The 21,111-nt window shown below is 69.7% G+C and carries 21 protein-coding genes; 17 read left to right on the forward strand and 4 right to left on the reverse strand.

Annotated features, from left to right (window positions below; genetic code table 11):
- The first annotated feature begins 38 nt into the window (after positions 1-38).
- The 9 genes from atpE to ACFWE1_RS10145 all read left to right on the forward strand — a co-directional run bounded on the left by atpE (position 39) and on the right by ACFWE1_RS10145 (position 7,447).
- Positions 39-275, forward strand: coding sequence for an ATP synthase F0 subunit C (atpE, locus tag ACFWE1_RS10105; protein ID WP_108390493.1), 237 nt, complete (start codon positions 39-41; stop codon positions 273-275).
- A 30-nt stretch (positions 276-305) separates the two neighbouring features.
- On the forward strand, positions 306-866 hold the full coding sequence (locus ACFWE1_RS10110) for a F0F1 ATP synthase subunit B (RefSeq protein ID WP_230768588.1): 561 nt from the start codon (positions 306-308) through the stop codon (positions 864-866).
- 3 nt (positions 867-869) lie between these two features.
- A complete protein-coding gene (locus tag ACFWE1_RS10115) occupies positions 870-1,661 on the forward strand; it encodes a F0F1 ATP synthase subunit delta (RefSeq protein ID WP_376933334.1) in 792 nt (263 codons plus the stop codon).
- 87 nt (positions 1,662-1,748) lie between these two features.
- A complete protein-coding gene (gene atpA / locus ACFWE1_RS10120; RefSeq protein ID WP_189086162.1) occupies positions 1,749-3,389 on the forward strand; it encodes a F0F1 ATP synthase subunit alpha in 1,641 nt (546 codons plus the stop codon).
- A 44-nt stretch (positions 3,390-3,433) separates the two neighbouring features.
- Positions 3,434-4,330: a F0F1 ATP synthase subunit gamma gene (locus ACFWE1_RS10125; RefSeq protein WP_230768582.1), complete on the forward strand. Its 897-nt coding sequence runs from the start codon at positions 3,434-3,436 to the stop codon at positions 4,328-4,330.
- A 22-nt stretch (positions 4,331-4,352) separates the two neighbouring features.
- Positions 4,353-5,807, forward strand: coding sequence for a F0F1 ATP synthase subunit beta (atpD, locus tag ACFWE1_RS10130; protein WP_376933335.1), 1,455 nt, complete (start codon positions 4,353-4,355; stop codon positions 5,805-5,807).
- Positions 5,808-5,809: 2 nt separating this feature from the next.
- The gene (locus ACFWE1_RS10135) at positions 5,810-6,070 is read left to right on the forward strand and encodes a F0F1 ATP synthase subunit epsilon (RefSeq protein WP_376933336.1); all 261 of its coding nucleotides are present in this window, start codon (positions 5,810-5,812) and stop codon (positions 6,068-6,070) included.
- 31 nt (positions 6,071-6,101) lie between these two features.
- Complete coding sequence (locus ACFWE1_RS10140; RefSeq protein ID WP_376933337.1) at positions 6,102-6,674, forward strand: AAA family ATPase; 573 nt, start codon at positions 6,102-6,104, stop codon at positions 6,672-6,674.
- Positions 6,674-7,447 carry a YaaA family protein gene (locus ACFWE1_RS10145; protein WP_376933338.1) on the forward strand — a complete coding sequence of 258 codons (774 nt, stop codon included), beginning with the start codon at positions 6,674-6,676 and terminating at the stop codon, positions 7,445-7,447. The genes ACFWE1_RS10140 and ACFWE1_RS10145 overlap by 1 nt, the downstream gene beginning before the upstream one ends.
- Positions 7,448-7,482: 35 nt before the next feature.
- Here ACFWE1_RS10145 and ACFWE1_RS10150 read toward each other — a convergent pair whose 3' ends face one another.
- Both ACFWE1_RS10150 and ACFWE1_RS10155 read right to left on the reverse strand, forming a co-directional pair.
- On the reverse strand, positions 7,483-8,088 hold the full coding sequence (locus tag ACFWE1_RS10150; RefSeq protein ID WP_376933339.1) for a DNA-3-methyladenine glycosylase I: 606 nt from the start codon (positions 8,086-8,088) through the stop codon (positions 7,483-7,485).
- Positions 8,085-8,582, reverse strand: coding sequence for a methylated-DNA--[protein]-cysteine S-methyltransferase (locus ACFWE1_RS10155; RefSeq protein ID WP_376933340.1), 498 nt, complete (start codon positions 8,580-8,582; stop codon positions 8,085-8,087). The genes ACFWE1_RS10150 and ACFWE1_RS10155 overlap by 4 nt, the downstream gene beginning before the upstream one ends.
- A 212-nt stretch (positions 8,583-8,794) precedes the next feature.
- Here ACFWE1_RS10155 and ACFWE1_RS10160 point away from each other — a divergent pair, with 212 nt between their 5' ends.
- Complete coding sequence (locus tag ACFWE1_RS10160; protein ID WP_376933341.1) at positions 8,795-9,931, forward strand: DUF4192 family protein; 1,137 nt, start codon at positions 8,795-8,797, stop codon at positions 9,929-9,931.
- Between the two features lie 160 nt (positions 9,932-10,091).
- Here ACFWE1_RS10160 and ACFWE1_RS10165 read toward each other — a convergent pair whose 3' ends face one another.
- Positions 10,092-11,474, reverse strand: coding sequence for an aspartate aminotransferase family protein (locus ACFWE1_RS10165; RefSeq protein WP_376933342.1), 1,383 nt, complete (start codon positions 11,472-11,474; stop codon positions 10,092-10,094).
- 2 nt (positions 11,475-11,476) lie between these two features.
- Complete coding sequence (locus ACFWE1_RS10170; RefSeq protein ID WP_189086152.1) at positions 11,477-11,965, reverse strand: Lrp/AsnC family transcriptional regulator; 489 nt, start codon at positions 11,963-11,965, stop codon at positions 11,477-11,479.
- A gap of 213 nt (positions 11,966-12,178) precedes the next feature.
- On the opposite strand from ACFWE1_RS10170, the gene ACFWE1_RS10175 reads away from it, so the two are divergent.
- The 7 genes from ACFWE1_RS10175 to ACFWE1_RS10205 all read left to right on the forward strand — a co-directional run bounded on the left by ACFWE1_RS10175 (position 12,179) and on the right by ACFWE1_RS10205 (position 21,007).
- A complete protein-coding gene (locus ACFWE1_RS10175) occupies positions 12,179-12,976 on the forward strand; it encodes a PP2C family protein-serine/threonine phosphatase (protein ID WP_376933343.1) in 798 nt (265 codons plus the stop codon).
- A gap of 74 nt (positions 12,977-13,050) precedes the next feature.
- Positions 13,051-13,689: an FHA domain-containing protein gene (locus ACFWE1_RS10180; RefSeq protein WP_376933344.1), complete on the forward strand. Its 639-nt coding sequence runs from the start codon at positions 13,051-13,053 to the stop codon at positions 13,687-13,689.
- A 102-nt stretch (positions 13,690-13,791) separates the two neighbouring features.
- Positions 13,792-16,707, forward strand: coding sequence for an FtsK/SpoIIIE domain-containing protein (locus tag ACFWE1_RS10185; protein ID WP_376933345.1), 2,916 nt, complete (start codon positions 13,792-13,794; stop codon positions 16,705-16,707).
- 167 nt (positions 16,708-16,874) lie between these two features.
- Positions 16,875-18,002, forward strand: coding sequence for a PotD/PotF family extracellular solute-binding protein (locus tag ACFWE1_RS10190; protein WP_376933346.1), 1,128 nt, complete (start codon positions 16,875-16,877; stop codon positions 18,000-18,002).
- Positions 18,003-18,004: 2 nt separating this feature from the next.
- On the forward strand, positions 18,005-19,201 hold the full coding sequence (locus ACFWE1_RS10195; protein ID WP_376933347.1) for an ABC transporter ATP-binding protein: 1,197 nt from the start codon (positions 18,005-18,007) through the stop codon (positions 19,199-19,201).
- 1 nt (position 19,202) lies between these two features.
- Positions 19,203-20,114 carry an ABC transporter permease gene (locus ACFWE1_RS10200; protein ID WP_376933348.1) on the forward strand — a complete coding sequence of 304 codons (912 nt, stop codon included), beginning with the start codon at positions 19,203-19,205 and terminating at the stop codon, positions 20,112-20,114.
- Between the two features lie 149 nt (positions 20,115-20,263).
- On the forward strand, positions 20,264-21,007 hold the full coding sequence (locus ACFWE1_RS10205; RefSeq protein ID WP_243570873.1) for an ABC transporter permease: 744 nt from the start codon (positions 20,264-20,266) through the stop codon (positions 21,005-21,007).
- Positions 21,008-21,111: the final 104 nt, after the last annotated feature.

Below are 21,111 nucleotides of genomic sequence, written 5' to 3' on the forward strand. Positions count from 1 at the left end.
AACCGCCCACACCAATCCCTAAGAAAGGAAACCCCAACGTGGACGCAACCACCGTTCTCGCTGAGATCAACGGCAACATCGCGACGGTCGGCTACGGCCTCGCCGCCATCGGCCCGGCCATCGGCGTGGGCATCGTCGTCGGCAAGACGATCGAGGGCGTGGCTCGCCAGCCCGAGCTCGCCGGCCGCCTGCAGGTGCTGATGTGGATCGGTATCGCCTTCACCGAGGCGCTGGCCTTCATCGGTATCGCCACCTACTTCATCTTCACCAACTAGTCCCCTTCCGCAGCGAGTTAGGAGGCCACTGTGCTTCACGCAGTACTCAAGGCTGCGACTGAGGAGTCGACGCAGAACCCGGTGATCCCGGAGTGGTACGACATCATCTGGTCGTCGGTCTGCTTCGTCATCATCCTCGTCTTCTTCTGGAAGTACGTGCTGCCGCGCGTCCAGAAGATGCTCGACGAGCGCGGAGAGGCCATCGAAGGCAACATCGCGAAGGCCGACGAGGCTCAGCGCAAGGCCGAAGCGGCCCTCGAGGAGTACACCGCTCAGCTCGCCGACGCGCGCGCCGAGGCCGGCCGTATCCGCGAGACCGCCCGCGAGGACGGCAAGCAGATCGTCGCCGAGGCCAAGGACACCGCGGTCGCCGAGGCCGCTCGCGTCACCGCGAGCGCGCAGGCGCAGATCGAGGCCGAGCGGCAGTCCGCGCTCGTCTCGCTGCGCAGCGAGGTCGGCACCATCGCGATCGACCTCGCCTCGGGCGTGGTCGGCGAGACGCTGTCCGACGACGCGAAGGCGAAGGCGGTCGTCGACCGTTTCCTCGCCGATCTCGAGGCCGACTCGGCCACCGCCGGAGGGAAGAACTAGCCCATGGGGAGCGCCACGACCCAGGCCCTGGCCGCCACGCGCGCCGCACTCGGTGCGCTCGGCCCGGCCGAGCTGTCGGTCGCGAGCGAACTGCTCGCCGCCGTTCGCGTGATCGGTGCCACGCCGCAGCTGCGCACCGCACTCACCGACAACGAGGCGGATGCCGCGCAGAAGCGCGCGCTCGTCGAGTCGGTCTTCGGCGGCAAGATCTCGGCCGGCGCGGCCTCGCTCCTCGTGAGCGCCGCGTCGAGCCGCTGGTCGAGCGCCGCGGACTTCCTCGCGGGTGCCGAGGAGCTCGGCATCCGGGTCGCCGCCCGTGCGTCGGGCGACGCCGAGGTCGACGCCGAGCTCTTCGCCTTCGACCGGACGGTCGCCGGCGACTCCGAGCTCGAGCTCGCGCTCGGCTCGAAGCTCGGCGGCCCCGAGCCGAAGGCGGCGCTCGTCGACCGTCTGCTCGGCGGAAAGGCCTCACCCGCGACGGTCGCCATCGTGCGTCACCTGGTGCAGCAGCCGCGCGGCCGCCGCATCGGCGAGATGCTGCGCGGCGCCGCGGCCGTGGTCGCCGACGAGCGCGGCTTCGAGGTCGCGACCGTGACGACCGCCGTCCCGCTCACCGCCGAGCAGCTCGCCCGGCTCGAGCGCGGCCTCGCCGCACAGGCCGGCCGTGCCATCCGCTTCGACACCATCGTCGACCCCGCCGTCGTCGGCGGAGTCCGCGTGCAGATCGGCGACGAGGTCATCGACGGCAGCGTCGCCAGCCGCCTCAACGAGCTGCGGCAGAAGCTTGCCGGCTGACGCCGGACGACAACGACCGGCGTCCTGCGCCGCGACACATCAGTAGCTGTACCGCGGTACAGGCCAGCCCAGGAAAAGGAAAAGGCAATGGCAGAACTCTCCATCAGCCCCGATGAGATCCGTTCGGCTCTCTCGGAGTTCGCTCAGGCGTACGAGCCTGGCGCGGCGCAGAAGACCGAGGTCGGGTACGTGACCGACGCGGCCGACGGCATCGCCCACGTCGAGGGCCTGCCCTCGGTCATGGCGAACGAGCTCGTCCGCTTCGCCGACGGCACCCTGGGCCTGGCGCAGAACCTCGACGAGGACGAGATCGGTGTCGTCGTGCTCGGCGAGTTCACCGGCATCGAGGAGGGCATGGAGGTCACCCGCACGGGTGAGGTCCTGTCCGTCCCGGTGGGCGAGGGCTTCCTCGGCCGCGTCGTCGACCCGCTCGGCAACCCGATCGACGGCCTCGGCGAGATCACCGGCATCGAGGGCCGTCGCGCCCTCGAGCTCCAGGCGCCCGGCGTCATGCAGCGCAAGAGCGTGCACGAGCCGATGCAGACCGGCATCAAGGCGATCGACGCCATGATCCCCGTCGGCCGCGGCCAGCGCCAGCTGATCATCGGCGACCGTCAGACCGGCAAGACCGCGATCGCGATCGACACGATCATCAACCAGAAGGCGAACTGGGAGTCGGGCGACCCGACCAAGCAGGTCCGCTGCATCTACGTCGCGATCGGCCAGAAGGGCTCGACCATCGCGAGCGTGAAGGGCGCCCTCGAGGACGCCGGCGCGATGGAGTACACCACCATCGTCGCCGCGCCGGCCTCCGACCCGGCGGGCTTCAAGTACCTCGCCCCGTACACCGGCTCGGCCATCGGCCAGCAGTGGATGTACGCCGGCAAGCACGTCCTCATCGTGTTCGACGACCTGTCCAAGCAGGCCGAGGCCTACCGCGCCGTGTCGCTGCTCCTCCGCCGTCCGCCGGGCCGCGAGGCCTACCCGGGCGACGTCTTCTACCTGCACTCGCGTCTGCTCGAGCGTTGCGCCAAGCTCTCCGACGAGCTGGGCGCCGGTTCGATGACCGGCCTGCCGATCATCGAGACCAAGGCGAACGACGTCTCCGCGTACATCCCGACCAACGTGATCTCGATCACCGACGGCCAGATCTTCCTGCAGTCCGACCTCTTCAACGCCAACCAGCGTCCGGCGGTCGACGTGGGCATCTCGGTCTCGCGAGTCGGCGGTGACGCGCAGGTCAAGTCGATCAAGTCGGTCTCCGGCACGCTCAAGCTCGAGCTCGCCCAGTACCGCTCGCTCGAGGCGTTCGCGATGTTCGCGTCGGACCTCGACGCGGCCAGCCGTCGCCAGCTCGCCCGCGGTGCGCGCCTGACCGAGCTGCTGAAGCAGCCGCAGTACTCGCCGTACCCCGTCGAGGACCAGGTCGTCTCGATCTGGGCCGGCACCAAGGGCCACCTGGACGAGGTCCCGGTCGAGGACATCCTGCGCTTCGAGTCGGAGTTCCTCGACTACCTGCGCCGCAACTCGGACGCCCTCACGGTGCTCCGCGAGTCCAACAAGCTCGAGGACGAGACCATCGCCAAGCTCGAGTCGGCGATCTCGACCTTCAAGAGCGAGTTCCAGACCGGAGAGGGCAAGCCCCTCGCCTCGGTCGGCAGCGAGCAGTTCGAGGCCATCGCCGAGGAAGACGTCAACCAGGAGAAGATCGTCAAGGGTCGCCGCTGAGGCATCCGGCGATCTAGCCAGGTCACCAGGGATACAGGAGAGACATGGGAGCGCAACTTCGGGTCTACCGGCAGAAGATCAAGTCTGCCCAGACGACGAAGAAGATCACCAAGGCGATGGAGCTCATCGCCGCCTCGCGCATCCAGAAGGCGCAGGCCCGAGTGACGGCGTCGACGCCGTACTCGCGGGCCATCACCCGTGCCGTCTCGGCCGTGGCGACGTACTCCAACGTCGACCACGTGCTGACGACCGAGCCCGAGAAGATCGAGCGTGCGGCCGTCGTGATCCTCACGAGCGACCGCGGCCTCGCCGGTGCCTTCAATTCGCAGGTCCTGCGTGAGGCGGAGGAGCTCGCCGAGCTCCTCCGCTCGCAGGGCAAAGAGGTGGTGTACTTCCTCGTCGGACGCAAGGCGGTCGGGTACTTCCAGTTCCGTCACCGCGGGTTCGAGCAGCAGTGGACCGGCAGCTCGGAGAACCCCGAGTTCGAGCTGGCGAAGGAGATCGCCGACGCCGTGCTCGAGGCCTTCCTCCGCGACGCCTCCGACGGCGGCGTCGACGAGATCCACGTCGTCTACAACACCTTCGTGAGCATGATGACGCAGACCCCGACGGTCGTGCGCCTGCTGCCGCTCGAGGTGGTCGAGGGCGTCGAGGAGCCGGATGCCACGGTGCAGCCGCTCTACGAGTTCGAGCCCGACGTCGAGACGGTGCTCGACGCGCTGCTCCCGGTGTACATCGAGAGCCGCATCTTCAACGCGCTCCTGCAGTCGGCTGCCGCCAAGCACGCCGCGACGCAGAAGGCGATGAAGTCGGCCTCCGACAACGCCGACAAGCTGATCACCGACTACACCCGCCTCGCGAACAATGCTCGCCAGGCCGAGATCACGCAGCAGATCTCCGAGATCGTGGGCGGCGCGGACGCGCTCGTCGTCGCCAAGTAGCAATCCAGAAAGAGTGAGCAGAATGACTGACACCATCGACATGGTCGCTGACCAGGCCGTCGCGGTCGGCCGGATCGCCCGCGTGACGGGCCCGGTCGTCGACATCGAGTTCCCGCACGACTCGATCCCCGACATCTACAACGCCCTGACCACCGAGATCACCATCGGCGAGCAGACCTCGACCCTGACGCTCGAGGTCGCCCAGCACCTCGGCGACGACGTGGTCCGGGCCATCGCCCTGAAGCCGACCGACGGCCTCGTCCGCGGCCAGGAGGTCAAGGACACCGGCGCGCCGATCTCGGTGCCCGTCGGCGACGTCACCAAGGGCAAGGTCTTCAACGTGATCGGCGAGGTGCTGAACCTCGAGCCCGGGCAGACCATCGAGGTCACCGAGCGCTGGCCGATCCACCGCAAGCCCCCGGCCTTCGACCAGCTCGAGTCGAAGACGCAGCTCTTCGAGACCGGCATCAAGTCGATCGACCTCCTCACCCCGTACGTGCAGGGTGGAAAGATCGGCCTCTTCGGTGGTGCGGGCGTCGGCAAGACGGTCCTCATCCAGGAGATGATCCAGCGCGTCGCGCAGGACCACGGCGGTGTCTCCGTGTTCGCCGGCGTCGGCGAGCGCACCCGTGAGGGCAACGACCTCATCCACGAGATGGAGGAGGCGGGCGTCTTCGACAAGACCGCCCTCGTCTTCGGCCAGATGGACGAGCCGCCGGGCACGCGTCTGCGCGTCGCGCTGTCGGCCCTGACGATGGCCGAGTACTTCCGTGATGTCCAGAAGCAGGACGTGCTCCTCTTCATCGACAACATCTTCCGCTTCACGCAGGCGGGCTCGGAGGTCTCGACCCTGCTCGGCCGCATGCCGTCCGCGGTGGGGTACCAGCCCAACCTGGCCGACGAGATGGGCATCCTGCAGGAGCGCATCACCTCGACCCGTGGCCACTCGATCACCTCGCTGCAGGCGATCTACGTGCCGGCCGACGACTACACCGACCCGGCCCCGGCCACCACGTTCGCGCACCTCGACGCGACCACCGAGCTCTCCCGTGAGATCGCCTCGAAGGGTCTGTACCCGGCGATCGACCCGCTGACCTCGACGTCGCGCATCATGGACCCGCGGTACCTGGGCGCCGACCACTACCGCGTCGCCACCACGGTGAAGCAGATCCTCCAGAAGAACAAGGAGCTCCAGGAGATCATCGCGATCCTCGGTGTCGACGAGCTCTCCGAGGAAGACAAGATCACCGTGGCCCGCGCGCGCCGCATCCAGCAGTTCCTCTCGCAGAACACCTACATGGCGAAGAAGTTCACGGGTGTCGAGGGCTCGACGGTTCCGCTGAAGGACACCATCGAGTCGTTCGACGCCATCGCCCGCGGTGACTTCGACCACGTCGCCGAGCAGGCCTTCTTCAACGTCGGCCCGATCTCGGACGTGGAAGAGAAGTGGGCGCAGATCCAGAAGGAGAACGGCTGATCATGGCCGCCCTCAACGTGAGCGTCGTCTCGGCCGACCAGGAAGTCTGGTCGGGCGAGGCGGCGATGGTGGTCGCGAGGACCGTCGAAGGCGAGATCGGCATCCTGCCGGGTCACGAGCCCATGCTCGCGATCCTCGCCGGCGGCGAGGTCCGAGTGACGCTCGACGGAGGGGAGAAGCTCACCGCGAACGCGGAGGACGGCTTCCTCTCGGTCCAGCAGAACTCGGTCCAGATCGTGGCGTCTCGCGCCGCGCTCGTCTGAGCGATCCACCCAGCTGAGAAGGAGTTCGCGGATGCCTGGGGAGCAGCCGTTCGACCGCCAGTTCGGTGACCTCTCGGTCACCCAGCTCATCGTCATGGCGGGGCTGCCGGGTGCGGGGAAGTCGACGATCGGTGAGATCGTCGGCGCCCGCCTCGGCGCCACCGTCGTGTCGGTCGATCCGATCGAATCTGCCGTGCTGCGTGCCGGCATCGACGCGGATCAGCCCACCGGCCTCGCGGCCTACCTCGTCGCCGAGGAGATCGCGCGCAAGGAACTCGAGGCCGGTCGCACCGTGATCGTCGACGCGGTGAACGCCGCGGAGGCCGCGCGTCTGCAGTGGCGGGATCTCGCCGAGCGCACCGACGCCCGGCTCCGGGTCATCGAGGTCGTCTGCTCGGACGAGGACGTGCATCGTTCCCGTCTCGAGAAGCGCGAGCGCAAGCTGCCGCACCTCGACGAGACGACGTGGCGCGCCGTGGAGCAGAGCCTCGAGGGCTACGCCGCCTGGAACGGCCCGTCGGCGGCGCTCCCGCGCGTGACGATCGACTCGGTCCGCTCGCTCGGCGAGAACGTCGACGCGGCGCTCGCGTTCATCGCCTCGTAGTGCTGCTCGTCCTTCCGCCCTCGGAGACGAAGCGCACCGGCGGCGCACTGCCGCCCCTTCGTCTCGACGCGTTGTCGTACCCCTCGCTCGAACCGGTCCGCGCCGAGCTCGTTGCCTCCGTGGTGGAGCTCGCCGCCGATCAGGATGCCGCGATGCGCGCCCTGAAACTGGGACCCCGTTCGGCGGCCGAGGTCGAGCACGACCGGCTGCTCGCGAGCTCCCCGACGATGCCGGCACTCGATCGCTACACGGGGGTGCTGTACGACGCCCTCGACGCGCCGAGTCTCGACGACGAGGCGCGCGCCTACGCCGGCCGGCATGTCGTCGTGCACTCGGCGCTGTTCGGTCTCGTGGGAGCGCTCGATCCGATCCCGGCCTACCGGCTCTCGCACGATTCGCGTGTGCCCGGCCACCGGCTGAAGCAGCTCTGGCGGGAGCCGCTCGCGGCCGTGCTCGCGGCGCACGACGGCCTCGTCGTCGATCTTCGTTCCGAGGGCTACGTGGAACTCGGGCCGGCGCCGCCCGGATCCGTGTTCGTGCGCGTCGTCGCGGTGGATGGCGACGGACGGAAGCGCGCCCTCAATCACTTCAACAAGCGCGCGAAGGGCGAGTTCACCCGGGCGCTGCTCACTGCGCGCCCCGAGGCCCTCGACGACGTGGACGCCCTGATCGCGTGGGCGCGCTCGGCCGGCTTCGAGCTCAGCCTCAGCGCCGGCGCGACGGCCGATGGGACGAACCCGGCCGTGCGCGAATTGGAGCTGCTCGCAGCCTGAACGGCGGGGATTCGCGCCGCGCGACCGTTCGCCGATCAGCTTCCGAGCCCGGAGGTGCGCGCTGTGGAACGGAAGCAGCCGACCAGATGATCGTCGACCATTCCTGACGCCTGCATGAGCGCGTACATCGTGGTCGGCCCGACGAAGCGGAAGCCGAGGCTGCGGAGCTCCTTGCTCATCGCGGCGGACTCGGGGGTCGTCGCGGGCACCTCCGCGAAGCTCGTGAACGGTGTTTCGCGGGGCGGTGGCGCGAACGACCAGAGCAGTTCGTCGATCGGAACGTCGAGCGCGAGCGTCGCCCGCGCATTCTGAATCGTCGCCTCGATCTTGCCGCGGTGCCTGATGATCCGTGCGTCGCCGAGCAGTCGCTCGACGTCGCGCTCGTCCATCTCGGCGACTCGGACCGGATCGAACCCGTGGAAGACCTCGCGGAACACCGGGCGCCGCCGCAGGATGGTGATCCAAGAGAGTCCGGCCTGGAAGCCCTCGAGACAGAGCTTCTCGAACAGTCGGACGGGGTCGTGCATCGGGGTACCCCACTCCTCGTCGTGGTAGCGGGAGTACTCCGCGTCACCGGCGCCCCACGCGCAGCGGGCGATCGCGTCGTCGCCCACGACGAGGTCGGGGCGTTCCGCGCTCACGCGGCGAAGCCGATCTGCTCGTGACCGAGCAGCCACAGTTTGGTGGGGATGCCCCGCCCGCCCGAGTAGCCGGTGATGCGGCCGTCGGAGGCGAGCACCCGGTGGCACCCGATCACGATGGGGATCGGGTTGGCGCCGACGGCGCCACCGATGGCCCTCGCGGAACCCGGGCGGCCGACGGCCTGCGCCAGCGCGCCGTAGGAGGTCGCCTCGCCCCAGTGCAGCCGCGCGAGTTCGGCCCACACGGCACGCTGGAAGTCGCTGCCGCCCGTGGGCCGCACCGGGATCTCGAAGTCGGTGCGCGTCCCGGCGAAGTATTCGGACAGCTGCTCGCGGGCGAGTTCGAGGACGGCGTTGGGGCGCTCGGGCTCGTCGTCGTGCGGCAACGAGCCGTCGGCGTCCTCGATGGTCAGCGCGACGAGGTGCTCGTCGTCGCCGACGAGCTCGATGCGCCCGACGGGGGAATCGATTCGGAGGAGGAAGACGTTGCTCATGCTTCGAGCGTATCCTCGCCCGCAGACACGGGCTCGCGGGAATCGGACACCTGTGGACGCCCGATTTCGCACGGCTGATGTGGGGGAGGGGAGGCGGCCGCGTCCCCGGTGCATCGGCGATCCCTCCTCCCCACCCGTCGTCCGGAGCGCTGCCTCCACAGAACCCCCTCGCTGCGGCGCCGATGGCCGGCACGCTTCGGATGCTGGGGGCCATGTCGAAACAGATCACCGTCCGCGCCGCGGGCGGACACGAGTTCCTCGCCCTCCTCCCGCAGCTCGCCGGCGTCCCGCTCCGGCGATCGCTCGTCTGCGTCGCGTTCCGAGGCAGTACGGTCATCGGCGTGCTCCGGCACGATCTCCCGCGTCGCGTCGCCGACCATCCGGTGCTCGTCTCGGCCGTCGTGGGAGCGGTGTGCCGGATCGAGGGTGCCGAGGGCATCATCGTCACGGTGTACACCGAGCGCGAGTACCCGCGGACCGCGGCCGCCGCGGAACGTCGCCTCATCGATCGCCTGGCTGCGAGGCTCGAAGACGCGGGCTTCGAGGTGCGTGACGGCTTCGTCGTGGCGTCGACCGGCTGGGGCTCGGTCGCCGATCCGCTCGTGCCCGCCGGAGGGCGCGAGCTCGCACTCATCGACTCGGCGGCCGCCGAGCTCCCGGTGCTCGGCGAGCTCCCAGCGGATCCGTCGCCGATCACGGACCGCGCACGGGCCGCACGCCTGCGTCGACGCCTCGTGGCGCTGCGCGAGCAGGGCTCGCTCGAATGGCTCCAGCGCGAGCTCGGTCCGCAGATCGACCCGATCGAACTCGTGGAAGGCGTGCTGTGCGAGCCGGTGTCGACGGCGGCGCAGGGCGCCTGGTTCGCCGAGCTCTCCGCATCGGCGGTGTTCCGGGACGCGATCGTGCTGCAGATCGCATTCGGGGCTGCGGTGGGGGAGATCGCACTCCAGGGCGCTGCAGGCCGCTGCGAGCCCTTCGACGACGGCCCCGACGGACCGATGTGCGATGCGGAGTCGGAGGGAAGCGAGGAGTTCGTCTCGGAGCTCTACCTCGGCCGCACCCGGCTCAGGCCGCAGACGAAACGTGTCGAGGCCGGCATCGGGTTCGTGGAGCAGCTGCTGGTCGATCTCCCGCGAGCCCACCGCCCAGGGGTGCACTGCGTCGCCGGATGGCTGCACTGGGCGCTCGGGCGCGGCAGCCGCGCCGGCAGCCACCTCGATCGGGCCCTCGAGATCGATCCCGATCACGCGATGGCGCGTCTGCTCGACACCTACCTGGGTTCCGGGGCGCTGCCCGAGTGGGCGTTCGTCCGGGAGGACGAGCACCGGGCGCTCCAGGGCGGGCGGTGACCGCTGCGCCGTTCGACGCGCGTCGTGGTGCAGGCAGCGTCGGCGGAGGCAGCGTCGGTGCTCGGGGACGGCGAAGGCCCCGGATGGCACGCATCCGGGGCCCTCCCGATCTGAGCGGTTCAGTGCGTCCGCGAGTCGATCCGTGCGCGAACGCGTGCGATCACAGGCGGTTCGACGCCTCGGTCAGCACGCTGCGCAGGATCTGCTCGATCTCCTGGAACTCGGGCACGCCGATGGTGAGCGGCGGCGAGAGCTGGATCACGGGGTCGCCGCGGTCGTCGGCACGGCAGTAGAGGCCCGCGTCGAACAGCGCCGTCGAGAGGAAGCCGCGCAGCAGACGCTCCGACTCCTCCTCGTTGAAGGTCTCGCGCGTGGCCTTGTCCTTCACGAGCTCCACGGCGAAGAAGTACCCCTCGCCGCGGACGTCGCCCACGATCGGCAGGTCGTTCAGCTTCTCGAGCTCGGCGCGGAACAGCGGGCTGTTCTCGCGGACGTGCTCGTTGAGCTTCTCCTCCTCGAAGATGTCGAGGTTCTCGAGCGCGACCGCGGCCGAGACCGGGTGACCGGCCCAGGTGTAGCCGTGGTAGAAGGTCGTGTCGCCCTTCTTGAACGGCTCGTAGATCTTCTCGCTGACGATGGTGGCGCCCATCGGGGCGTAGCCCGAGGTCATCGCCTTCGCGCAGGTGATCATGTCGGGCACGTAGCCGAGCTGGTTGCACGCGAAGTAGTCACCGATGCGGCCGAAGGCGCAGATGACCTCGTCGGAGACGAGCAGCACGTCGTACTTGTCGCAGATCTCGCGCACCCGCTGGAAGTAGCCGGGGGGCGGCGGGAAGCAGCCGCCCGAGTTCTGCACCGGCTCGAGGAAGACGGCGGCGACCGTGTCCGGGTCCTCCATCAGGATCTGCTCTTCGATGCGGTTCGCCGCCCAGAGGCCGAAGGCCTCGAGGTCGTCGGCCGGCGCGCCCATCTCCGCAGCGCGGTAGAAGTTGGTGTTGGGCACGCGAAGGCCACCGGGGGTGATCGGCTCGAACGGTGCCTTGATCGGCAGGCCGGTCACGGCGAGGGCGCCCTGCGGGGTGCCGTGGTACGCCAGGGCGCGCGAGATGACCTTGTACTTGGTCGGCTTGCCCATCAGCTTCCAGTAGTTCTTCGCGAGCTTGTAGGCGGTCTCGACCGCCTCGCCGCCGCCGGTCGAGAAGAACACGTGGTTCAGGTCGCCGGGGGCGTACTCCGCGAGCCGGTCGGCGAGCTCGATCGCCTTGGGGTGCGCGTAGGACCAGATCGGGAAGAACGCGAGCTCCTCGGCCTGCTTCGCGCCCGCCTGGGCGATGCGCGAGCGGCCGTGGCCGGCGTTCACGACGAAGAGGCCGGCGAGCCCGTCGATGTAGCTCTTGCCGTTGATGTCGTAGATGCGGTGGCCCTCGCCGCGAGTGATGATGGGCACACCCTGCTCCATCGTCGACTGGCGCGCGAAGTGCATCCAGAGGTGATCCTTCGCCTGCTTCTGCAGCGTCGCATTGTCGTAGCGGACATCGGTCATGGTCATCGGTTCCTCACGGTTCCCCAGTTGTAATGCTGCTTCTGCAGCCTCAGGTAGACGAAGGTCTCGGTCTGCTGGACACCGTCGAGCGAGCGGATGCGAGCGTTGAGGAGATCGATGAGCTCCTCGTCGTTCTCGCACACGACCTCGGCGAGCAGATCGAAACTGCCGGCGGTGAGCACCACGTAGTCGATCTCGGGGATCGCGGAGAGCTGCTCGGCGAGCAGCCGGGTGTCGCCTTCGGCGCGGATGCCGATCATCGCCTGTCGCGTGAACCCGAGCTGCATCGGGTCGGTGACGGCGACGATCTGCATGACGCCGGCCTCCTGCAGTCGCTGCACGCGCTGGCGCACCGCGGCTTCGGAGAGGCCGACGGCCTTACCGATATCGGCATAGGAACGCCGGCCGTCGGTCTGGAGCTGCTCGATGATCGCCTTCGACACATCGTCGAGTTGCACCGGACGCGACGTGAGTCGTCCCGTGTTCGTCATGGCTCGATCATGACAGTGAAGAGGTGCAGAAGCAAGGGAATCAGTCGAATAGGCGCCGTTTCACAACTGATTCCATGGATGCGGGGGGTGAATCGGTTCCAGACCGCCACGTGCTCCCGGCGCGTTGCCCGCAGCCGGGCGGCGGTTCGAAGCGCTACGATCGACGGGTTCCCCTCACATCCTGACGCGTCCCCCCGCAGACAGGCGAGATCCGTGACCCAGATCGGCATCGGCAATCCGCGCCATCGTGTCGTGCTGCCCGGCGGCACCGAGATCGGGATCGCGTGGTCGGCGATGACCGACACCGGCCTCCGACGCGAGGTGAACGAGGACAGCTTCCTCGCCCAGCCGCCGATCTTCGCGGTCGCCGACGGGATGGGCGGGCACGCGGCCGGCGACTTCGCGAGCGCCGCGGTCGTCACCCGGCTCGCGGAGTACGGCGGTCGAACCGTCGTGGGCACCCCCGACATCGATCAGGCGCTGCGCTCCGCTGTTCAGGACATGGGCCGCGGCCGGGGCGTGACTGACGAGGGCAGCGGCACCACCGTGACGGGCGTCGCGCTCGGCTCGATCTCGGGCGAGCCGGCCTGGATCGTCTTCAACATCGGCGATTCCAGGGTCTACCGGCTCATCGGCGGCGTGCTCGAACAGCTCACCGTCGATCACTCGATCGTGCAGGAGCTTGTCGACGCCGGCCAGATCACGCGGGAGGAGGCCGAGACGCACCCGCACTCGAACGTGATCACCCGTGCGGTCGGCTTCCACGAGGCACCGCTGCCCGACTACCGGGCCATCGCCATCGAGCCGGGCATGCGCCTGCTGATCTGCTCCGACGGGCTCACGAAGGAACTCACCGCCTACGGGCTCCGGCACTTCCTCGCGTCCAATCCGACGGCGGATGCCGCGGCCAGGCATCTCATGGATGCGGCGCTCGGCAACGGCGGCCGTGACAACGTCACCGTCGTCGTGGTCGACGTCCTCGATGTGGTCCGGCCGGCCGAGACCGACTGACGCGCCCGGCCGGCGACACGGGCGGCGTCCGCCTGCGCCCGCCCGGCGCATCCGCCGCTACGCTGGAAGCGGAGATGAGGAGCGTGCACGTGAACTGCCGGATCTGCGGTGCTGACCTGCCCGATGGGGCGATGTTCTGCGGTGAGTGCGGAAGCTCGACGAGTGCGACGCCGGAGTCCAGGCGCAAGCCCGACCCGAGGCCGGGCGACACGACCATCGTCCACCCGCTTCCGCGCCGCAACAGCGGCGTCATCAGCATCCCGGTCGGCGGGTTCCTCGCCCCGAGCGCTGACGCCCAGGGAGGCGACCTCGCCGGGACGGCGGGCCAGACGCCTCCGGAAGCCGCGGACGGCGCAGCGCCCGCCGCGACGAGCGCTCCGGGGGAGTCGGACCGGTTCCGTCTGCGGTTCAGCACGGGGGAGACCCGCATCGTGTTCGGCACCGGCCTCATCGGGCGCAAGCCCCTGCCGCAGCCGGGCGAGCGGTTCGACCATCTCGTGCAGATCGCCGACCGCACGCTCTCCGTCTCGAAGACGCATCTCGAGTTCGGCTCCCACGACGGTGTGCTGTGGATCGCCGACCGCTTCTCCGGCAACGGGACCCTGGTGCGCCGCCCGGACGACGGGGCCGTGCGCTGCGAGCCCGGTCGCCGATACCAGGTGCCGAGGGGCAGCACGATCGAGCTCGCGCAGCAGCAGATCGTCGTCGACTAGCGAATCGCTCGTTCGTCCTCCACAGCGGGCGCGGCCGCGCTCGCCTCCACCGATCGCCGGCTCCGACCGTGCCGGGCGGTCCGCGGCTGCTGAGCTTCTGGCATGGACGTCCCGACCGATCGGCAGCCACGGCTCCGGTTGCCGCATCCGCCGAGCACCCGGCAGAGGCCTCCCTTCCCGCTCCTCGCGACGCTCGCGCCGATCGCCACCGCGGGCGTGCTGTTCGCGCTGACGCGGTCCCCGCTCGCGCTCGTCTTCGCCGCGATCGGACCGGTGGTCGGCCTCGCGGCCGTCTTCGACGGCCGGCGCAGTGCACGGCGCCAGCTCAAGCGGGAGCGGCTCGAACGGATCGAGGCGCGGCGGGTGCTCACCGAGGAGATCGGGGCGCGCCACGCGGTGGAACGCGATGAGGCGTGGCGTCGCGCCGGTGAACTCGACGCGCTCCTCTCCGAGCCTGCGGGCTCGCGATGGCGGGGTGCCGAGAGCTCGGGGCTGGTGCTCGGGCGCGGCGTCGTGCCCAGCCTGCTCCGCATCGAGGGCGAGGCCTTCGACGACGACGACCGGGCGCTGCTCGCCCAGGCGTGGGCGCTCCCCGGCGCGCCGATCCGTGCCGATCCCGCCGCGGGCATCGGCTTCGTCGGTCCGATGCCCGTGGTTCGGGCGGCGGCCCGCGCTTCGGTGGTCAGATGGGCGTCCACCGTGCGGCCCGGCGCGGGCGGGCTGCGCGTCCCGCCCTCGGAGGAGTGGGCGTGGGCCGAACGCCTGCCGCAGTTTCGCGGTTCGCCCTCGCTCACGGTCGTCGAGGGGGAGCAGCCGGCCGACCCGCACGGGGTCATCGCGTGCGCGAGCGAGCGCGCAACGCTGCCGCCCGGGCTCGGCACGGTGGTCGAGTTCGACTCCCCGCGTCGCGCGCGGATCGAGGTGCTCGACTCTCCCGAACGCAGCGGGTCCTTCGTCCCGGAGCTGCTCAGCCGGAGGCAGGCCGACGCCGCTGCGGAGCGGCTGGCCGAGGTGGCCGCACGAAGCGGCCTCGACGCGAAGCCACTGCCCCCTCGCGTCGACCTCGCCGCCGTGACTCAGCCGCGCTCCGGCGGTCGCGAACGCCTCGCGGCGGCGGTGGGGACGGCGTCCGGCGGGGGCGCGCTCGAACTCGACCTGGTGCAGCAGGGACCGCATGCACTCATCGGCGGCACGACGGGAAGCGGCAAGAGCGAGTTCCTGCTCGCCTGGCTCGCCGCGCTCGCGACGACGCATTCGCCCGCGGCCCTCGCGATGCTGCTCGTCGACTTCAAGGGCGGCGCAGCGTTCCGGCCGATCGCGGAGCTGCCCCACGTCGTCGGCGTCGTCACCGATCTCGACGAGGCGGAAGCGCTCCGCGCCGTCGAGAGCCTCCGTGCGGAGATCCGGCAGCGAGAACGGCGGCTGCGGCAGAGCGGCGCTCGCGACTTCGTCGAGCTCGATCGCTCGGTCGGTCTTCCACGGCTCCTCATCGTCGTCGACGAGTACCAGGCGCTCCTCGAACGCTTCGACGAATTGGGCCGGGTGTTCGCCGATCTCGCGGCCCGTGGGCGTTCGCTCGGCATGCACCTCATCCTCTCCACACAGCGTCCGAACGGAACCGTTCGCGAGCAGATCACCGCGAACTGCCGACTGCGCGTCTGCCTGCGGGTGCTGCACCCGAGCGACAGCCGTGCCGTCGTCGGCGTCGACGACGCGGCCCTGATCCCTCCCGACCGACCGGGTCGAGCGATCGTCGACGACGGCACCGGGCCGCCGCGCACGTTCCAGTCGGCGATCGCGGATCCCCTGCACCTCGAACTGCTGCAGGCCGGTCGGTCCGGCGAGCCCCAGGCCAGGCGCCCGTGGCTCGATCCGCTTCCCTCCCGACTGCGTCTGGGGGAGCTCGATCCGAGTCCCGACGGCGTCGTGTTCGGGCTGCTCGACGCGCCCGAGCAGCAGCGCCGCATGAACGCGGTCTGGCGGCCGGCATCCGACGGCGCCCTGCTCGTCTGCGGGGCGCCCGGCAGCGGTCGGCGCACCACCCTCGACACGATCGCGGCCGCGTTCGCCGCGCGGCACGGTTCCGATCGCGTCCTCCGGCTTCCCGAGCAGCGCTCGCGGGCCTGGGACCTGCTGACGGAGCTCGCCCGGCAAGCGGAGTCGGGCCGCCTCGGCGCCGGCGGGGCACCCAGGCTCCTGCTCGTGGACGCCGCCGACGTGCGCTTCCGCTCCTGGCCCGACGAGTACCGGCTCGCGGCGGCCGATGCACTCGCCACGATGCTCGACGACCCGAGCGGCAGCCTGCACCTCGCAGCCTCGACGACCCGCCCGACGGGGCTGCCCGCCGAGATCCGCGACGGATTCCGCGCGCTGCTGCTGCTTCGCCACCCCTCGCGCGGCGAACTGGCGCAGCTCGGCGGCGACCCCGCATTGTGGCGCGCCGACGATCCGCCCGGGGCCGAGCAGTGGGGCGGCAAGCGGCTGCAGGTGGCGCTCGCCGATGCGACCGGCTCGGGCGGCACGCCCGCCGGGAGCCCGCCGCTCGCCACCGGGACGAATCCCGTTCCCGTGCTCGAGTTCCGCGGCGGCGGCCGGTACGCGGTCATCGCGCGGAACGTCCCCCTCGCGCTCGCGCGACTCGCGGAGATCGAGGGGATCCGGGTCCGGACGCTGACTGCGGCCGGCGCGGTCGAGCACCAGCCCGCTCCGGTCGAGGAACCGGGACGGGCCGACGCCCTCGTCGGCGATATGGACGCGTGGGCGGCCGCGTGGCGGGTGTGGGCGGAGCTCAGACAGACCTCCGTGGTGCTCGTCGACGGCGGTCTCGCCGAGTTCCGCACGCTGTATCGGGGACGCGAGCTGCCGCCGCTGCTCGACCGGGGCGTCGGGCAAGGGTGGCGGGTGGCCCCCGACGGGGGCATCGCGCGTTTCATCTGGCCGGACCGGCGGTTTCAACGGATTCATCCGTCGAAACCGGCGACCGCAACCGGAACCATCGCGTCCGACGCGGAATCGTAACGAATCGGACATCGACCCGTGATTCCGGCCGTGCACTGTGGCAGGATCAAGCCACCCCGCAGTGCTGCGAACCCGAGAGGAAGCCCGTGACTCGGCAACCCCCGACGGATCCACGAATCCGTTCCCTCATCGATCTCGCACGCCGCCAGCAGTTGAGTCGCAGAACCTTGCTCGCCGGTGCCGGCGCCGGGGCCACCGCGCTCGCGCTCGCCGCGTGCCAGAGCGGGCCCCGCCCGAAGCCGACGCCGGCCGCCGACCGATCCGACGGCGATCCCACGGTCCGCTGGGCCAACTGGGCGGCCTACATCGACGAGGACGACGACGGCAACTATCCGACCCTGCAGGCGTTCACCGAGGCCACCGGCATCTCGGTCGACTATCAGGTCGCCGTCGACGACAACAACACCTACTACGGCAAGGTGAAGGACCAGCTCGCGCTCGGCCAGGACATCGGCTCCGACACGGTCTGCCTCACCGACTGGATGGTGGCCCGCTGGATCCGCTTCGGCTACACGCAGGAGCTCGACCACGCCAACATGCCGAACCTCGCGAACCTCAATCCCGCGCTCCGCGACCCCGACTTCGACCCCGGCCGCACCTACTCCGTGCCGTGGCAGGGCGGCTTCGGCGGCATCTGCTGGAACAAGGAGGCGATCCCAGGCGGCATTACGCGGGTCTCCGACCTGTGGGACCCCTCGCTCAAGGGCCGGGTCGGCGTGCTCTCCGAGATGCGGGACACGATGGGATGCATCATGCAGGACCTCGGCACCGACATCGCCGGCGATTGGGGCGACGACGACTTCACCGCCGCCATCGACGTCTTCCGCGAACAGGTCGACCGCGGCCAGGTGCGCAACATCAAGGGCAACGCCTACCTCGAGGACCTGAAGTCCGGCGACACCCTGGCGGCGATCTGCTGGTCCGGCGACATCACCGTGATCAACGCCGAGGCCGGCGACAAGTGGGAGTTCGCCCTTCCTGTCGGCGGCGGCACGCTGTGGAACGACAACTTCCTCGTCCCGGTTGGCTCGCCGCGCAAGTCGAACGCCGAGCGGCTCATCGACTTCTACTACCAGCCCGAGATCGCCGCGGAGGTCGCGGCGTGGGTGAACTACATCACGCCCGTCGAGGGTGCGAAGGAGGCCGCGATGGCCATCGACCCCGAGCTCGCCGAGAACCAGCTCATCTTCCCGAACGCCGACACGCTCGAGCAGGCCCACGTCTTCCGCGGGCTCACGGCGCGCGAGGAGCAGAAGTACCAGACCCAGTTCCAGTCGATCCTGTTGGGAGTGTGACCATGGCGATGCGCGAATTCGCCGAGCGCGGCGCGGACCTCGAGCTCGTCGGCATCCACAAGCGATTCCCCGGCTTCACCGCCATCGAGGAACTCGATCTCACCATCCCCGCGGGATCCTTCTTCGCCCTGCTCGGGCCGTCCGGCTGCGGCAAGACGACCACCCTCCGCCTCGTCGCCGGGCTCGATGAGCCGACGAACGGGCGCATCCTCATCGGCGGCACGGATGTCACGGCCACCCGCTCGCACGAACGGCCGGTCAACACCGTCTTCCAGAGCTACGCGCTCTTCCCGCACATGACGATCCTCGAGAACGTCGCGTTCGGGCTCCGCCGTCGCCGCATCGACGATCCGGCGGGCAAGGCGCACGAGGCGCTCCGGCTCGTCGAGCTCGACCACCTCGCCCAGCGCCGTCCGCAGCAGCTGTCCGGTGGGCAGCAGCAGCGCGTCGCGCTCGCCAGGGCGATCGTGAACCGGCCCGCCCTCCTGCTGCTCGACGAGCCGCTCGGCGCGCTCGATCTGAAACTCAGACGGCAGATGCAGCTGGAGCTCAAGGCGATCCAGGAAGAGGTGGGGCTGACCTTCCTGCACGTCACCCACGACCAGGAGGAGGCCATGACCATGGCCGACACCGTCGCGGTCATGAACAAGGGACGCATCGAGCAGATGGGTGCCCCTGAAGAGCTCTACGAACTGCCGAGGACGGCCTTCGTGGCGAACTTCCTGGGGCAGTCGAACCTGTTCACGGGCGACGTCGTGGGAGCCACGGACACGGCGATCGCGGTCGACGCCGCCGGCTCGCGCATCGTCGTGCCGACGGCACGTGCGCAGCGCCACTCAGGGCAGGTCACGGTCGGCGTCCGCCCTGAGAAGGTCGAACTGCACCGCGAACAGCCCGCCGCCGAGGCGGCTCGCAACCTCATCGGCCCGGGCGTGGTGACCGACGTCTCGTTCTCGGGGGTGAGCACCCAGTACCTCGTCGAGATCCCCGGAGCCGGGCGGGTGCTGGTGTTCGCGCAGAACATCTCCTTCGGCCCGGCGGCCGCGGAGGGCGACCGCGTCTGGGTCAGTTGGGCCGTCGAGCACGGGTTCGGGCTCGAGGACACCCCGGACGAAACGCGGTTCCAGGCGGATGCCTCGACGAGCGCCATCGCGGCCCAGCACCGCGACGCGCTCGTGGCGGAGCTCGAGGAGCACTGAGGTGGCCTTCGCAGCCTTCGCCACGGCCGAAGCGCAGCCCCAGGCGCCGAGGAAGCGCAGCGCGATCGCCCTCGTGCTGCTGGCCCCCGGAATCGCCTACCTGGTGCTGTTCTTCCTGACACCGCTCGTCTCGCTCCTGCTCACCTCGCTGCAGGTGCAGAGCGAGTTCGGCGACATCGGTGAGTTCGACTACGCCTTCAACTGGCAGAACTACGTCGACGTCGTCAGCTCGTACTGGCCGCACATCCTGCGCTCCTTCGGGTACGCGCTCGTGGCGACCGTGCTCGCCCTCGTGATCAGCTATCCGATCGCGTACTTCATCGGCGTGAAGGCCCGCAGCAAGCCATTGCTGCAGGGCATCCTGCTCGTGCTCGTCATCGCCCCCTTCTTCATCTCCTTCCTGCTGCGCACCCTGGCGTGGAAGCAGGTGCTCTCCGACGAGTCGTTCATCATCACCTCGCTGAAGGCGCTCTCGCTGATGGCACCGGACGCGCACTTCACCGGCACGCCGTTCGCGGTCATCTTCGGTCTGACGTACAACTTCATCCCGTTCATGACCCTGCCGCTCTACACCACGCTCGAGCGGCTCGATCTGCGCTATCTGGAGGCGGGCGGCGACCTGTACGCGAGCCCGGCGACGGTCTTCCGCAAGGTCACCGTCCCGCTGTCCATGCCGGGCATCGTGGCGGGCACGCTGCTCACCTTCATCCCCGCGGCCGGAGACTATGTCAACGCGAGCCGCGACTTCCTCGGCGGCCCGGGCACGCAGATGATGGGCAACGTGATCGAGGCGAACTTCCTCGTGCTGCTGAACTATCCAGCGGCCGCGGCACTCTCCATCATCCTGATGGCGGCGATCCTCATCCTCGTCGGCATCTACGTCAAGCGGAGCGGAACGGAGGACCTGCTGTGAGCGGTGAAGGACAGGCCGGAGCGGTCCTCGGGGGACTCGCCGAGAGCGAGCAGCTCGAGCAGCGCCCGCAGCCAACGCGAGACCGACCCCGACGCGGGCTCGGCCGCTGGCTGCTGCCCACCTACGTGACGATCGCCTTCGCGTTCCTCATGATCCCGATCGTGTACACCTTCGTGTTCAGCTTCAACGACTCGGTGAAGTCGAACATCGCGTGGCGCGGGTTCACGTTCGACAAGTGGCTGAACGTCTGCAACGTCGAGGGCGGTGCGGTCTGCCAGGCGTTCGGCAACAGCATCGTGATCGGGCTCGTCGCGACCGTCCTGGCCACCACGCTCGGCACGATGATCGCGATCGCCCTCGTGCGATACCGGTTCCGCGCCCGTTCGGCGATCAGCCTGCTGCTGTTCCTGCCGATGGCGACCCCGGAGGTGGTGCTCGGTGCGGGCCTCGCCGCGCAGTTCCTCGCGGTCGGCGTGCCGAAGGACATGGTGACGATCATCCTGGCGCACACGATGTTCTGCATCAGCTTCGTCGTCGTCACGGTGAAGGCGCGGGTCGCGAGCCTCGATCCGGCGCTCGAGGAGGCTGGCCGCGACCTCTACGGCTCGCCGTCGCAGGTGTTCTGGCGGGTGACGTTCCCGCTGCTGCTGCCCGGCATCCTCGCGGCCGCGCTGCTCTCCTTCGCGCTCAGCTTCGACGACTTCATCATCACGAACTTCAACTCCGGTTCGGTGTCGACGTTCCCGAAGTACATCTACATCTCGGCGGCGCGAGGCATCCCGGCCGAGGCGAACGTGATCGCCTCCGCCGTGTTCCTGTTCGCGATGATCCTCGTGATCACCGTGCAGGTGTCGCGCGCGGCGCGCGAGAAGCGGCTCGCCAAGCTCGGCTGAGGCGGTGGGGGGGGGGGGGGGGGGGGACGCACCCAGGTCCCCCTCGGGGGGAGCGGGAGGGGGGCGTGAGAAAGGGGGAAAAGGACTCACAAACAAGAGGGTGT

It is taken from the genome of Agromyces sp. NPDC060279, from assembly GCF_042726785.1.
Classification (GTDB): domain Bacteria; phylum Actinomycetota; class Actinomycetes; order Actinomycetales; family Microbacteriaceae; genus Agromyces.

Excerpts from the sequence above, each read along its gene's own strand:
- ACFWE1_RS10115 (WP_376933334.1), top strand. The coding sequence starts at position 870 with ATGGGGAGCGCCACGACCCAGGCCCTGGCCGCCACGCGCGCCGCACTC.
- atpA (WP_189086162.1), top strand. The coding sequence starts at position 1,749 with ATGGCAGAACTCTCCATCAGCCCCGATGAGATCCGTTCGGCTCTCTCG.
- ACFWE1_RS10125 (WP_230768582.1), top strand. The coding sequence starts at position 3,434 with ATGGGAGCGCAACTTCGGGTCTACCGGCAGAAGATCAAGTCTGCCCAG.
- atpD (WP_376933335.1), top strand. The coding sequence starts at position 4,353 with ATGACTGACACCATCGACATGGTCGCTGACCAGGCCGTCGCGGTCGGC.
- ACFWE1_RS10135 (WP_376933336.1), top strand. The coding sequence starts at position 5,810 with ATGGCCGCCCTCAACGTGAGCGTCGTCTCGGCCGACCAGGAAGTCTGG.
- ACFWE1_RS10140 (WP_376933337.1), top strand. The coding sequence starts at position 6,102 with ATGCCTGGGGAGCAGCCGTTCGACCGCCAGTTCGGTGACCTCTCGGTC.
- ACFWE1_RS10155 (WP_376933340.1), bottom strand. The coding sequence starts at position 8,582 with ATGAGCAACGTCTTCCTCCTCCGAATCGATTCCCCCGTCGGGCGCATC.
- ACFWE1_RS10160 (WP_376933341.1), top strand. The coding sequence starts at position 8,795 with ATGTCGAAACAGATCACCGTCCGCGCCGCGGGCGGACACGAGTTCCTC.
- ACFWE1_RS10165 (WP_376933342.1), bottom strand. The coding sequence starts at position 11,474 with ATGACCGATGTCCGCTACGACAATGCGACGCTGCAGAAGCAGGCGAAG.
- ACFWE1_RS10170 (WP_189086152.1), bottom strand. The coding sequence starts at position 11,965 with ATGACGAACACGGGACGACTCACGTCGCGTCCGGTGCAACTCGACGAT.
- ACFWE1_RS10180 (WP_376933344.1), top strand. The coding sequence starts at position 13,051 with ATGAGGAGCGTGCACGTGAACTGCCGGATCTGCGGTGCTGACCTGCCC.
- ACFWE1_RS10185 (WP_376933345.1), top strand. The coding sequence starts at position 13,792 with ATGGACGTCCCGACCGATCGGCAGCCACGGCTCCGGTTGCCGCATCCG.
- ACFWE1_RS10195 (WP_376933347.1), top strand. The coding sequence starts at position 18,005 with ATGGCGATGCGCGAATTCGCCGAGCGCGGCGCGGACCTCGAGCTCGTC.
- ACFWE1_RS10205 (WP_243570873.1), top strand. The coding sequence starts at position 20,264 with ATGATCCCGATCGTGTACACCTTCGTGTTCAGCTTCAACGACTCGGTG.